General features: G+C 58.6%; 13 protein-coding genes. 12 read left to right on the top strand and 1 reads right to left on the bottom strand.

The features are described 5' to 3' along the window. Window positions 1–9: 9 nt before the first annotated feature. The 7 genes from ccoO (RHM68_RS09295) (at window position 10) to ccoP (RHM68_RS09265) (ending at window position 5471) form a co-directional block, all read left to right on the top strand. Window positions 10–618 (top strand): cytochrome-c oxidase, cbb3-type subunit II, encoded by a 609-nt coding sequence (gene ccoO, locus RHM68_RS09295; protein ID WP_322222159.1) that lies wholly within the window; start codon window positions 10–12, stop codon window positions 616–618. A gap of 3 nt (window positions 619–621) precedes the next feature. Then, window positions 622–825 (top strand): CcoQ/FixQ family Cbb3-type cytochrome c oxidase assembly chaperone, encoded by a 204-nt coding sequence (locus RHM68_RS09290; RefSeq protein ID WP_322222156.1) that lies wholly within the window; start codon window positions 622–624, stop codon window positions 823–825. Then, complete coding sequence (ccoP, locus tag RHM68_RS09285; protein WP_322222153.1) at window positions 822–1775, top strand: cytochrome-c oxidase, cbb3-type subunit III; 954 nt, start codon at window positions 822–824, stop codon at window positions 1773–1775. Before RHM68_RS09290 ends, ccoP (RHM68_RS09285) begins: the two co-directional genes overlap by 4 nt. Before the next feature lie 480 nt (window positions 1776–2255). Beyond that, window positions 2256–3698: a cytochrome-c oxidase, cbb3-type subunit I gene (ccoN, locus tag RHM68_RS09280; RefSeq protein WP_322222150.1), complete on the top strand. Its 1443-nt coding sequence runs from the start codon at window positions 2256–2258 to the stop codon at window positions 3696–3698. After that, window positions 3698–4306 carry a cytochrome-c oxidase, cbb3-type subunit II gene (gene ccoO, locus RHM68_RS09275; protein ID WP_322222147.1) on the top strand — a complete coding sequence of 203 codons (609 nt, stop codon included), beginning with the start codon at window positions 3698–3700 and terminating at the stop codon, window positions 4304–4306. Before ccoN ends, ccoO (RHM68_RS09275) begins: the two co-directional genes overlap by 1 nt. 5 nt (window positions 4307–4311) lie before the next feature. Next, the gene (locus RHM68_RS09270; protein ID WP_003175465.1) at window positions 4312–4497 is read left to right on the top strand and encodes a CcoQ/FixQ family Cbb3-type cytochrome c oxidase assembly chaperone; all 186 of its coding nucleotides are present in this window, start codon (window positions 4312–4314) and stop codon (window positions 4495–4497) included. Then, complete coding sequence (gene ccoP, locus RHM68_RS09265) at window positions 4494–5471, top strand: cytochrome-c oxidase, cbb3-type subunit III (protein WP_322222136.1); 978 nt, start codon at window positions 4494–4496, stop codon at window positions 5469–5471. Before RHM68_RS09270 ends, ccoP (RHM68_RS09265) begins: the two co-directional genes overlap by 4 nt. A 69-nt stretch (window positions 5472–5540) precedes the next feature. Here the strand turns inward: ccoP (RHM68_RS09265) and RHM68_RS09260 are convergent, their stop codons facing one another. Next, complete coding sequence (locus tag RHM68_RS09260) at window positions 5541–6557, bottom strand: metallophosphoesterase family protein (protein ID WP_322222134.1); 1017 nt, start codon at window positions 6555–6557, stop codon at window positions 5541–5543. Window positions 6558–7066: 509 nt separating this feature from the next. Between RHM68_RS09260 and ccoG the strand changes: the two genes are divergently transcribed. The 5 genes from ccoG (at window position 7067) to RHM68_RS09235 (ending at window position 12540) form a co-directional block, all read left to right on the top strand. Continuing rightward, window positions 7067–8482: a cytochrome c oxidase accessory protein CcoG gene (gene ccoG / locus RHM68_RS09255; RefSeq protein WP_322222132.1), complete on the top strand. Its 1416-nt coding sequence runs from the start codon at window positions 7067–7069 to the stop codon at window positions 8480–8482. Window positions 8483–8493: 11 nt separating this feature from the next. After that, a complete protein-coding gene (locus tag RHM68_RS09250; RefSeq protein WP_322222130.1) occupies window positions 8494–9030 on the top strand; it encodes a FixH family protein in 537 nt (178 codons plus the stop codon). Between the two features lie 142 nt (window positions 9031–9172). Further along, window positions 9173–11623: a heavy metal translocating P-type ATPase gene (locus RHM68_RS09245; protein ID WP_322222128.1), complete on the top strand. Its 2451-nt coding sequence runs from the start codon at window positions 9173–9175 to the stop codon at window positions 11621–11623. A 22-nt stretch (window positions 11624–11645) separates the two neighbouring features. Further along, the gene (gene ccoS / locus RHM68_RS09240; protein ID WP_322222126.1) at window positions 11646–11864 is read left to right on the top strand and encodes a cbb3-type cytochrome oxidase assembly protein CcoS; all 219 of its coding nucleotides are present in this window, start codon (window positions 11646–11648) and stop codon (window positions 11862–11864) included. Continuing rightward, window positions 11857–12540 (top strand): sulfite exporter TauE/SafE family protein, encoded by a 684-nt coding sequence (locus RHM68_RS09235; RefSeq protein WP_322222124.1) that lies wholly within the window; start codon window positions 11857–11859, stop codon window positions 12538–12540. Before ccoS ends, RHM68_RS09235 begins: the two co-directional genes overlap by 8 nt. Window positions 12541–12567 lie beyond the last annotated feature (27 nt).

Below are 12567 nucleotides of genomic sequence, written 5' to 3'. Positions count from 1 at the left end.
GAGTCCGCCATGAAACACGAAACAATCGAGAAAAACGTCGGCCTACTGCTGTTGCTGATGATCTTTGCCGTGAGCATCGGCGGTCTGACCCAGATCGTCCCGCTGTTCTTTCAGGACGTGACCAATAAACCGGTGGAAGGCATGAAGCCGTACACCGCGCTGCAACTGGAAGGTCGCGACATTTACATCCGAGAAGGCTGTGTCGGCTGCCACTCGCAGATGATTCGGCCGTTCCGCGCCGAGACCGAACGCTACGGGCACTACTCAGTGGCCGGTGAAAGCGTGTGGGATCACCCGTTCCTCTGGGGATCGAAACGCACCGGGCCAGACTTGGCACGGGTCGGCGGTCGCTACTCGGAAGACTGGCACCGCGCGCATTTGTACAACCCGCGCAACGTCGTGCCGGAATCGAAGATGCCGGCCTACCCGTGGCTGGTGGCCAATCAACTCGACAGCAGCCTCACAGAAACCAAGATCCGCGCCATGCGCACGCTTGGCGTGCCGTACACCGACGACGACATCGCAGGTTCGGTCGCATCACTCAAGGGCAAGACCGAAATGGACGCCTTGGTCGCCTACCTGCAAGTGCTCGGCACTGCCATCAAGAGCAAGAGGTGAGCCATGTTCTTTGAAATGAGCAGTGGAATGATCCGCGGCCTCGGCACGGTCGTGGTGTTTGTAGCCTTCGTCGGCCTCGCGTTGTGGGTGTTCAACGGCAAGCGCAGCTCAGCATTTGCCGAAGCGCGCTTGCTGCCTTTTGCCGATGAGCCGCCAGCAGACGACGGCAACACTCAAGCCTCTGAAACAAGGAGTACCCGGCCATGACCACCTTCTGGAGTACGTGGATCTGCGTACTGACCATCGGCAGCCTGATCGGCCTGACCTGGCTGCTGATTGGCACCCGCAAGGGCGAAACCAAGGGCAGCGTCGACCAGACCATGGGCCACAGCTTCGACGGCATTGAGGAGTACGACAACCCACTGCCGCAGTGGTGGTTCATGCTGTTCGCCGGCACGCTGGTGTTTGCCGTGGGTTATCTGATCCTTTATCCAGGCCTGGGCAACTGGAAAGGTATCCTGCCGGGCTACGAGGACGGCTGGACCGGCGCCCACGAGTGGGAAAAGGAAATGGACAAGGCCAACGCCAAGTTCGGACCGATTTTCGCCAAATTCGCCGCCATGCCCCTGGAAGAAGTCGCCAAGGATCCGCAGGCGCTGAAAATGGGGGGTCGCCTGTTTGCCTCTAACTGCGCGGTGTGCCACGGCTCGGATGCCAAGGGCGCCTTCGGCTTCCCGAACCTGGCCGACAGCGATTGGCGCTGGGGCGGTGCTCCCGAGACCATCAAGACCACCATCATGGGTGGGCGCATGGCCGCGATGCCGGCCTGGGGCGAAATCCTCGGTGAGGCTGGCGTGAAAAACGTCGCAGCCTATGTGCGTCACGACCTCGCCGGGCTGCCACTACCCGCCGACAACGGCGCCGACCTGCAAGCGGGACAGCAAGTTTTCAGCACCACCTGCATCGCTTGTCACGGCGCAAAAGGCCAAGGCACCGAAGCCATGGGCGCGCCGAACCTGACGCACCCTACAGGGTTCATTTACGGTACGAGCCTGACGCAACTGCAACAGACAATTCGCCATGGTCGCCAGGGCCAAATGCCGGCGCAGAAAGACCTGCTCGGTAACGACAAGGTGCAATTGCTGGCCGCTTACGTCTACAGCCTGTCTCACGGCGCCAACACTGAGCGCTTGCAGGCCGAAAGCAAAAGCGAGTAAATCCTCCGACCTCCTGCCGCATTCTCCCGAATGCGGCAGTTCCTGCTTGTTTGCGACGCATTGTCGCACCCTCTTTGCGTCTTCCTTTCGGTTCACCAGATTCGGGTCTAAGCTTTGCCGAGTGCGGACTGGCATGAGCCGGTTTCAGGTCGACCTTACCCGATGTGTTCGACGAATCTGCTCGGACGATAGACAGCAAAGGCTGGTGGATACCGGCTGTCGTGCCAATTGCCGTCTGTCAGCCGAACGTGGCGTTTCAACACACCCCGTTACACCCGACCTGACGCCCTCATCTTTTTCATCCGCTGCGACATTTTGTCCGAGGGCAATTTTGTCCCTACGCGGCGCATGGAAAGGCCGCAGAATCAGCGTCTGAAAGCATTGACCCAGGTCATGGCGCGTTGCAATGACCCCCCGCTTTCTCCATACTTGCGGCCGATTTTCACTCCTAATAAAACACCTAAACCGTGGAACCTTAGAATGAGCACAGCAATCAGTCCGACTGCTTATAACTATAAGGTAGTCCGCCAGTTCGCCATCATGACGGTGGTCTGGGGGATCCTTGGCATGGGGCTCGGTGTCTTCATCGCCTCACAGCTTGTATGGCCGGAATTGAACTTCGGTCTGCCGTGGACGACGTTTGGACGCTTACGCCCGTTGCACACCAACCTGGTGATTTTCGCCTTTGGTGGTTGTGCATTGTTTGCTACCTCTTATTACGTCGTGCAGCGAACCTGCCAAACGCGACTGATCTCCGACAGCCTTGCAGCCTTCACATTCTGGGGTTGGCAAGCGGTTATCGTCGGCGCGATCATTACCCTGCCGCTGGGTTACACCACCACCAAGGAATACGCTGAATTGGAATGGCCTCTTGCCATTCTTTTGGCAATTGTCTGGGTGGTTTACGGCCTGGTGTTCTTCGGCACCATCACCAAGCGTAAAACCAAGCACATTTATGTCGGTAACTGGTTCTACGGTGCCTTCATCGTCGTCACGGCGATGCTGCACATCGTCAACCACGCCTCGCTGCCGGTCAGCTTCTTCAAGTCCTACTCGGCCTACGCCGGTGCGACCGATGCAATGATCCAGTGGTGGTACGGCCACAACGCGGTCGGTTTCTTCCTGACCACCGGCTTCCTGGGGATGATGTATTACTTCGTTCCGAAGCAGGCCGAACGTCCGATCTATTCCTATCGCCTGTCAATCGTCCACTTCTGGGCACTGATTACCCTGTACATCTGGGCCGGCCCACACCACTTGCACTACACGGCACTGCCGGACTGGGCTCAATCGCTGGGCATGGCGATGTCCATCATCCTGCTGGCGCCAAGCTGGGGCGGCATGATCAACGGCATGATGACCCTGTCGGGCGCCTGGCATAAGCTGCGCACCGACCCGATCTTGCGTTTCCTGGTCGTATCCCTGGCGTTCTACGGCATGTCGACGTTCGAAGGCCCGATGATGGCCATCAAGACCGTCAACTCGCTGTCCCACTACACCGACTGGACCATCGGTCACGTTCACGCCGGCGCCTTGGGCTGGGTAGCGATGATCTCGATCGGCGCGCTGTACCACATGATCCCGAAAATCTTCGGGCGTGCGCAGATGCACAGCGTTGGCCTGATCAACACCCACTTCTGGCTCGCGACCATCGGCACCGTTCTGTACATCGCGTCGATGTGGGTTAACGGCATCACCCAAGGTCTGATGTGGCGTGCAATCAACGACGACGGCACCCTCACCTACTCGTTCGTCGAAGCGTTGCAAGCCAGCCACCCTGGCTACATCGTTCGCGCCATCGGGGGTGCGTTCTTCGCCAGCGGCATGCTCTTCATGGCTTACAACGTGTTCCGCACAGTACGTGCCTCGAACCCGGCTGAAGCTGAAGCCGCCGCTCAGATCGCTGTCGTTGGAGCTCACTGATGAAGCATGAAGTAGTCGAGAAGAATATCGGCCTGCTGGCCTTCTTCATGGTCATCGCCGTCAGTATTGGCGGCTTGACCCAGATCGTTCCGCTGTTTTTCCAGGACGTCACCAACAAGCCGGTCGAGGGTATGAAGCCGCGTACCGCCCTTGAAGTCGAAGGACGCGACATCTACATCGCCAACGGCTGTGTTGGCTGCCACTCGCAGATGATTCGCCCGTTCCGTGCTGAAACCGAACGTTACGGCCACTACTCGGTCGCCGGTGAAAGTGTTTGGGATCACCCGTTCCTGTGGGGGTCCAAGCGCACCGGTCCGGACCTGGCCCGCGTTGGCGGTCGTTACTCCGATGACTGGCAGCGTGCGCATTTGTACAACCCGCGCAACGTCGTGCCAGAGTCGAAAATGCCGGCCTATCCGTTCCTCGTGGAAAACAGGCTTGACGGCAAAGACACCGCCAAAAAACTGGAAGTATTGCGCACGCTCGGCGTCCCCTACACCGACGAAGACATCGCCGGTGCCAAGGATGCAGTGAAGGGCAAAACCGAAATGGACGCGCTGGTGGCCTATCTGCAAGGCCTGGGCACCATCATCAAAAGCAAACGGTGATTTAGATGGATATCGGGATGATTCGTGGCCTGGGCACCGTTGTTGTGATGGTGGCCTTCATCGGTCTGGCGTTATGGGTCTTCAGCCCCAAGCGCAAATCGGAGTTTGAAGACGCGACCTTGCTGCCCTTCGCGGATGATCCCGAAGCCATCAAGCACGTCGAGCAAGCTTCTAGGAGTAACAAAGAATGACTACGTTCTGGAGTCTGTACGTCACAGTCCTCAGTCTGGGTACTATTTTCGCCCTGACCTGGCTGTTGCTGTCCACCCGCAAGGGCCAGCGCAGCGAGCAGACAGAAGAAACGGTTGGCCACTCCTTCGACGGCATCGAGGAGTACGACAACCCGCTGCCAAAATGGTGGTTCATGCTGTTCGTGGGCACCATCATCTTCGCGTTGGGTTACTTGGCGCTGTACCCCGGACTCGGTAACTGGAAGGGACTGTTGCCAGGTTACGGCTACCTCGACAACGAGAAGCAGACCCCGTTTGCCAACGGCCAGGCCGGCTGGACCGGCGTTCACGAGTGGGAAAAAGAAATGGCCAAGTCGGACGCCAAGTTCGGCCCGATCTTCGCCAAGTTTGCTTCCATGCCGATCGAAGAAGTTGCCAAGGATCCACAGGCACTGAAGATGGGGGGCCGCTTGTTTGCCTCCAACTGTTCGGTGTGCCACGGCTCCGACGCCAAGGGTGCCTACGGCTTCCCGAACCTAACCGACGAAGACTGGCGTTGGGGTGGAGAACCGGAAACCATCAAGACCACCATCATGGGCGGCCGTCACGCGGTCATGCCCGCGTGGGCGCAAGTGATCGGCGAACAAGGCGTGGCCGATGTAGCCGCATTCGTGGTGAGCAATCTCGATGGCCGCAAGTTGCCGGAAGGCACCAAGGCTGACCCGGTTGCCGGCCAGAAGCTGTTCGCTACCAACTGCGTGGCGTGCCATGGCCCTGAAGGCAAAGGCACCCCAGCCATGGGCGCGCCCAACCTGACTCACCCGGCCGCGTTCATCTACGGTTCGAGCTTCGCCCAACTGCAGCAGACCATCCGCTATGGCCGTCAGGGCCAGATGCCTGCGCAGGCGCAGTTGCAAGGCAACGACAAGGTTCACCTGTTGGCCGCTTACGTTTACAGCCTGTCTCACGGTGAGAAGGCTGCAGACGCTCAATAAAGGCAAACGCTTGAAGTTAAACAAGGCCCCACCATGTGGGGCCTTTTTATGGACTGTCCAAAAAGCGTATTAGAGAACCGGGATTGTTTTCACCTCGGTCTGCTTTGGCCATTTGTTTTCCTTGACCAGTCTCACCGTCAGACTTTTACGATCCTGGGAAAAGCTGGCGGTCAGGTAGGTTTGCTGAGAGGCACCACCGCTCAGAAATACCGGCACACCACCAAAATAAGTGCGCTGGTCATAGCCCCACCACGCGCCGCCGTCCCGGTGGTAGTGCCCGGCAAAAACCGCGGTCACCTGGTATTTCTGAATCATCTGCCGGAAGCGATCAATCTGTTCACGGCTGCCCTTCCAATCATTCGGCTTGTGCATATTGAGCAAGATGATCCGGCCTTTTTGACGGGCCGCTTTCAAATCCTGCTCCAGCCAGTCGAGGGAGTCAGTGATCTGATAGGTCGTTGGCATGCCCCAATCCCAACCGGTGAAAACCGTCGAGTACGTTGGCTCGTTATGCAATTGCACCAAATGCACATCGCCGTATGTTCTGGAATAAGCGAGGCTTCCTATTACCGACTTGGTGATAGACATATGATTGTTTAATTTCACGTCCAGGGAATCCAGCTTCCCCACGTAACGATTATTGAAATCCACAACACTGCCAGCAGCACAGCTATTCAAAAAACAATCACCGACATTGTTTTCATAGTCGTGATTACCCAGACCGTAGTCATAGTTTTCACCCAGATATTTATCCAGAATTGGCTTGACCGTAGATCGCTGCCAACCATGACCGAAGGCTGTGATATCTCCATTAATCATGACCGGCACTTTCGAAGCGCCACTGTTAAACGTCCTGAAACTGGCGATATCAGAATATTGGGATTCGATCAGCCATTTGGAACGGGCATCCCGATCGCTATCGGTCTGAGCGGTACCGCTATCTGAATGCTCAGTCCATGGATACTGTGGGTCGGAAGCAAACACCAATGCTCTAGGTGAATACTGCGCAGTGGCCGCATAAGCCGCAGGCATTACAACAATCATTATCAGACTCGTTAACAGCTGATACTTTTCAAAAAACTTCATAGGCATCCATTTCCATTTAAAACAAAAAAACGAAACCGTTATTGATCTCCACAACCAAACTATGCCAAATAAAAAATTAAAACAAACAGCGGCCAGACTTATACCTATAAAATATATTTCTCAAAACGCTCAACACACAGCAACTAACGCAGAAAGAAAACCCAATAAGACTCTATTAACGAACAGCATACTTCCAACCTGAAGAACATATCGTGGCCTGGACCACCAGCGGATTGGAGTCCTGAGTATCGAGCGCTGCGACCCGCCGCAACGCGTGGGGGAACTCAACCCATGAGCCGATTGGACGGCAAGCCCGGCAAAACCGTCCATAATCCACAAGTCAATTGATTCAAGTCACTACACCATCAATTGATTTTTCCCAACGCGACCAAAGGTCGCACCCCTAGGCTAGAGCGACAGGCGTATCATTGCGCCACTGCAATACTTCTATTTGACCGCGGTCGGCATGTACTGACCGAGGCACTTTTCCACTGCCGTGGGATGCAATGATGAGCAATCAGATTCCCGTACACGACGTTACCCCGCCTGCCAAAAACGCGAGTAACAGCGTCGATCTTTACGCTTCTCGAGAAAAAATCTACACCCGCGCCTTCACCGGCCTGTTCCGCAACCTGCGAATGATGGGCGGCGCCGCACTGTTCCTGTTGTATTTCGGCACCGTGTGGCTGAACTGGGGCGGCCATCAAGCTGTTTGGTGGAATCTGCCGGAACGCAAGTTTTTCATTTTTGGCGCAACGTTTTGGCCGCAAGATTTCATCCTGCTCTCGGGCATCCTGATCGTCAGCGCTTTCGGTTTGTTCTTCATTACCGTGTACGCCGGAAGGGTCTGGTGCGGGTATACCTGCCCGCAGAGCGTCTGGACCTGGATTTTCATGTGGTGCGAGAAAGTCACGGAAGGCGACCGCAATCAGCGCATCAAGCTCGACAAAGCGCCGATGAGCGCCCAAAAGCTCCTGCGCAAGCTGAGCAAACATAGCCTGTGGTTACTGATCGGTTTCATCACCGGCATGACCTTTGTCGGCTACTTTTCACCGATTCGCGAACTGATGATCGACTTCTTTACCGGCCAGGCCGATGGCTGGTCATATTTCTGGGTGGGCTTCTTCACCCTCGCGACTTATGGCAACGCCGGCTGGCTGCGTGAGCAAGTGTGCATCTACATGTGTCCTTACGCCCGATTCCAGAGCGTGATGTTCGACAAGGACACCCTGATCGTCTCCTATGATCCGCGACGCGGTGAGTCCCGCGGCCCGCGTAAAAAAGGCGCCGACTACAAGGCGCAAGGCCTCGGCGACTGCATCGACTGCACCATGTGCGTCCAGGTATGCCCAACCGGCATCGACATCCGCGACGGCCTGCAAATCGAGTGCATTGGCTGTGCCGCGTGCATCGATGCCTGCGACAGCATCATGGATAAGATGGACTATCCTCGCGGCCTGATCAGCTACACCACCGAGCACAACTTGTCTGGGCAAAAAACCCATAAACTGCGGCCGCGCCTGATCGGCTATGCCGTGGTGCTGCTGGCAATGATCAGCCTTCTCGCTGGGGCGTTCTTCATGCGTTCGCTGGTGGGTTTCGACGTCAGCAAGGACCGCGTGCTGTACCGCGAAAATGCTGAGGGCCGGATCGAAAACGTCTACAGCCTGAAGATCATGAACAAGGACCAGCGCGACCATACTTACTTGCTGCAAGCCAGCGGATTGCCTGATCTCAAGTTGCAAGGCAAGCGTGAGATCAACGTCGCCGCCGGGGAAATTTTCAGCCAGCCGGTGGAGCTGTCCAGCGCACCGGAACAACTGCCGTCGAGCACCAACGAGGTGACATTCACCCTCAAGGATGCCGATGACGACAGCGTCCACATTGAAGCCAAGAGCCGATTCATCGGCCCACAAATTCGTTAAGAGAACTGAACATGCCCGCAGCAAATGCCGCAAGCCCTTGGTACAAACATCTTTGGCCGTGGATCATCATCGCGATCCTGACCTGCTCGGTGACCCTGACGCTGTCCATGGTTACCATCGCGGTGAAAAACCCTGACAACCTAGTCAACGACAACTACTACGAAGCGGGCAAAGGCATCAACCGTTCGCTGGACCGCGAACTGCTCGCCAAGACCCTGCAACTGCGAGCCAACATCCACATGGATGAACTGACCGGTGAGGTCGATTTGCGCTTGAGCGGTAACAGCCAGCCCAAGACTCTTGAGCTGAACCTGATCTCGCCGACCCAACCGCAAAAGGACCGAAAAATCATCATGACCCGCAGTGAGACCGAACAGGGACGCTACATTGGGCAGATGAGTGACAAAATCGAAGGCCGGCGCTTTGTCGAATTGTTGGGTGTACAAGACGACAAGACCTGGCGCATGTTCGAAGAAGAACAGATCAGCCATGACAAGGACCTGCTGCTGGGTGATGAGCCGTTGCAAGGTGCTGAAGACCTGAAGTAGTAAAAAGCCTGCGCTTGGCGTATCGCGAGCAGGCTCGTTCCCACAGGGTTTGGTGATCGCCACCACCCCAGTGTGGGAGCGAGTGTGTTTACGATGAGGCCCGACCTCACGACACAGATTCAGCGGCATTAGCGAAAACCCCATGACCACCCCAACCCCTTGCTACCACTGCGCCCTGCCCGTCCCGGCCCGCAGCCGCTTCACCGCCGCCGTGCTCGGTGAAACCCGCGAGTTCTGCTGCCCGGGTTGCCAGGCAGTGGCTGAAGCCATCGTGGCCGGAGGGCTGGAAAGTTATTACCAGCATCGCAGCGAAGCCTCGTCCAACCCTGGAGCCTTGCCGGTGCAGTTGGTCGATGAACTGGCGCTGTACGACCGCGCGGACGTCCAGCAACCGTTCGTGCGCCACGACGGCGATCTCGCCGAAACTACGCTGCTGATGGAAGGCATCAGTTGCGCCGCCTGCGGCTGGTTAATCGAAAAACACCTGCGCGGCTTGCCAGCGGTGGCTGAAGCGCGACTGAACCTGTCCAACCACCGTTTGCACGTGCGCTGGGCCGATTCCGAGCTACCGCTGAGCCAGGTACTCAGCGAACTGCGCCACATCGGATACGCCGCGCACCCGTATCAGGCCGACCGTGCCAGCGAACAACTGGCCAGCGAAAACCGTTTGGCGTTGCGTCAACTCGGCGTGGCCGGGCTGCTGTGGTTCCAGGCCATGATGGCGACCATGGCCACCTGGCCAGAATTCAATATCGACCTCAGCCCCGAATTGCACACCATCTTGCGTTGGGTCGCGCTGTTCCTCACTACGCCCATCGTGTTCTACAGCTGCGCGCCATTCTTCAAGGGCGCCATGCGCGACTTGCGCACACGCCATCTGACCATGGACGTTTCTGTCTCCCTCGCCATCGGCAGCGCTTATCTTGCCGGCATTTGGACTGCAATCACCGGTGTCGGCGAGCTGTACTTCGACGCGGTGGGCATGTTTGCGCTGTTCCTGCTGGCCGGGCGTTATCTGGAACGCCGAGCCCGTGAGCGCACCGCCGCGGCCACGGCACAACTGGTCAATCTGTTGCCCGCTTCCTGCCTGCGGCTGAGCGCCGACGGTCAGAGCGAGCGAATCCTGCTGAGTGAATTACGCGTCGGCGACCAGGTACTGGTACACCCCGGAGCGATTCTGCCGGCCGATGGCAAGATCCTCGATGGTCAATCGAGCATTGATGAGTCCCTGCTCACCGGTGAATACCTGCCGCAACCGCGCACCTTGGGTGATGCAGTCACTGCCGGCACCTTGAACGTCGAGGGTGCATTGACCGTTGAAGTCCTGGCACTGGGTCAAGACACACGACTGTCGGCCATCGTCCGCCTGCTGGACCGCGCCCAGGCTGAAAAACCCCGACTGGCGGAAATCGCCGACCGGGCGGCGCAATGGTTCCTGCTGGTGTCGCTGATTGCCGCCGCTGTCATCGGCCTGCTGTGGTGGGAGCTGGATTCGTCGCGAGCATTCTGGATCGTGCTGGCGATGCTGGTGGCAACCTGTCCGTGCGCCTTGTCCCTCGCGACGCCGACCGCACTCACCGCCGCCACTGGCACCCTGCACAAACTCGGCCTGCTGTTGACTCGCGGCCATGTGCTGGAAGGGTTGAATCAGATCGACACGGTGATTTTCGACAAGACCGGTACGCTCACCGAAGGTCGCCTGGCCCTGCGCTCGATCCGCACGTTGGGCGCCCTCGACAGCGATCAGTGCCTAAGCCTCGCCGCCGCCCTGGAAAACCGCTCCGAACACCCGATTGCCCGAGCTTTTGGTCGCGCACCACTGGCCGCTGAAGAAGTTCACAGCACGCCCGGTCTGGGCCTTGAAGGTTTGGTGAGCAGCCATCGCCTGCGTATCGGCCATCCAGGTTTTGTCTGCGAACTCAGTGGCGCCTCCGTGCCATTGATGCCCAATGAAGCGGGTCAGTGGCTGCTGCTTGGCGACAGCAGCGGGCCGCTGGCCTGGTTTGTCCTCGACGATCGTTTGCGCGCCGACGCCCAGGCCCTGCTCGCCGCGTGCAAGGCACGGGGTTGGCGCACCCTGCTGCTGTCCGGCGACAGCTCGCCGATGGTCGCCAGCGTCGCCGCCGAGTTGGGCATCGACGAGGCCTATGGTGGCTTGCGCCCGGATGATAAGTTGCAGGTCCTGCAACAGTTGCACAAAGAAGGACGCAAGGTGCTGATGCTCGGCGACGGGGTCAACGATGTGCCGGTGCTGGCGGCAGCCGACATCAGCGTGGCCATGGGATCAGCCACGGACCTGGCGAAAACCAGCGCCGACGCGGTGCTGTTGTCGAACCGTCTCGGCGCGCTGGTGCAAGCCTTCAGCCTGGCACGGCGCACCCGCCGGGTGATCATCGAAAACCTGCTGTGGGCCGCACTGTACAACGGCCTCATGCTACCGTTTGCCGCCCTCGGCTGGATCACCCCGGTGTGGGCGGCGGTCGGCATGTCGATCAGTTCTTTGACGGTTGTGCTGAACGCTCTACGCCTGACGCGTATGCCGGGTATGCCGGCCGCCAGCGCGACACCCGTAACCCGTCCGCTGCCGGCATGAGCCGCACGGGCAAGGAGTCCAAATGCCAGCTCTTTACGTGATGATCCCGGCGGCGCTGCTGATCGTAGCCATCGCCGTCTACATCTTTTTCTGGGCGGTCGACAGTGGTCAGTACGACGACCTCGACGGCCCGGCCCACAGCATCCTGTTCGACGACCAAGACCCTAACCACAAGGCGGCGGTCGACGAAGCCAGTGGCCATCCAGTGAAACCGGATGACCAGGCGCCACCCCATGCTTGAATTGGCGCCACTGCTGGTATCAGCCCTGATCCTCGGCCTGCTCGGTGGCGGGCACTGCCTGGGCATGTGCGGCGGCTTGATGGGCGCACTGACGTTGGCCATTCCCAAGGAGCAACGCAGCCGTCGTTTCCGCTTGCTGCTGGCGTATAACCTGGGGCGAATTATCAGCTACGCCACCGCCGGTCTGCTGATCGGCCTCGCTGGCTGGGCAGTGGCCAACAGCCCTGCGGCGATGTTCATGCGCATCATCGCCGGGCTGCTGCTGATTTGCATGGGCTTGTACCTGGCCGGCTGGTGGAGCGGCCTGACACGCATCGAAAGCCTCGGCCGTGGCCTGTGGCGGCATATCCAGCCGCTGGCCAACACACTGCTGCCAGTGTCGAGCCTGCCCCGCGCCCTGCTGCTGGGCGCGCTATGGGGCTGGTTGCCGTGCGGACTGGTTTACAGCACCTTGCTGTGGGCAGCGAGTCAAGGCAACGCGCTGGACAGTGCGATGTTGATGCTGGCGTTCGGGCTGGGCACATGGCCCGTGTTATTGGCCACCGGCCTGGCGGCAGAACGCGTGACGGCGTTGTTACGCAAGCGCAGCGTGCGCATGAGCGGTGGGTTGCTGGTGATCCTGTTCGGAATCTGGACATTGCCGGGGCCGCATCAACATTGGTTGATGGGGCACTAAATCGGCGGTGCGCCCTTCGCGAGCAAG

Source organism: Pseudomonas sp. DC1.2, from assembly GCF_034351645.1.
GTDB lineage: Bacteria > Pseudomonadota > Gammaproteobacteria > Pseudomonadales > Pseudomonadaceae > Aquipseudomonas.
The sequence above is the reverse complement of the archived record's forward strand: the minus strand, read 5'-3'. Positions and strand labels throughout refer to the sequence as shown.

Bases quoted from the DNA above. Each gene is read 5' to 3' on its own strand.
- ccoG (WP_322222132.1), top strand. From the start codon at position 7,067: ATGAGCAATCAGATTCCCGTACACGACGTTACCCCGCCTGCCAAAAAC.
- RHM68_RS09270 (WP_003175465.1), top strand. From the start codon at position 4,312: ATGGATATCGGGATGATTCGTGGCCTGGGCACCGTTGTTGTGATGGTG.
- RHM68_RS09245 (WP_322222128.1), top strand. From the start codon at position 9,173: ATGACCACCCCAACCCCTTGCTACCACTGCGCCCTGCCCGTCCCGGCC.
- RHM68_RS09250 (WP_322222130.1), top strand. From the start codon at position 8,494: ATGCCCGCAGCAAATGCCGCAAGCCCTTGGTACAAACATCTTTGGCCG.
- ccoO (WP_322222159.1), top strand. From the start codon at position 10: ATGAAACACGAAACAATCGAGAAAAACGTCGGCCTACTGCTGTTGCTG.
- ccoP (WP_322222136.1), top strand. From the start codon at position 4,494: ATGACTACGTTCTGGAGTCTGTACGTCACAGTCCTCAGTCTGGGTACT.
- RHM68_RS09260 (WP_322222134.1), bottom strand. From the start codon at position 6,557: ATGAAGTTTTTTGAAAAGTATCAGCTGTTAACGAGTCTGATAATGATT.
- ccoO (WP_322222147.1), top strand. From the start codon at position 3,698: ATGAAGCATGAAGTAGTCGAGAAGAATATCGGCCTGCTGGCCTTCTTC.
- ccoP (WP_322222153.1), top strand. From the start codon at position 822: ATGACCACCTTCTGGAGTACGTGGATCTGCGTACTGACCATCGGCAGC.
- RHM68_RS09235 (WP_322222124.1), top strand. From the start codon at position 11,857: ATGCTTGAATTGGCGCCACTGCTGGTATCAGCCCTGATCCTCGGCCTG.
- RHM68_RS09290 (WP_322222156.1), top strand. From the start codon at position 622: ATGTTCTTTGAAATGAGCAGTGGAATGATCCGCGGCCTCGGCACGGTC.
- ccoN (WP_322222150.1), top strand. From the start codon at position 2,256: ATGAGCACAGCAATCAGTCCGACTGCTTATAACTATAAGGTAGTCCGC.
- ccoS (WP_322222126.1), top strand. From the start codon at position 11,646: ATGCCAGCTCTTTACGTGATGATCCCGGCGGCGCTGCTGATCGTAGCC.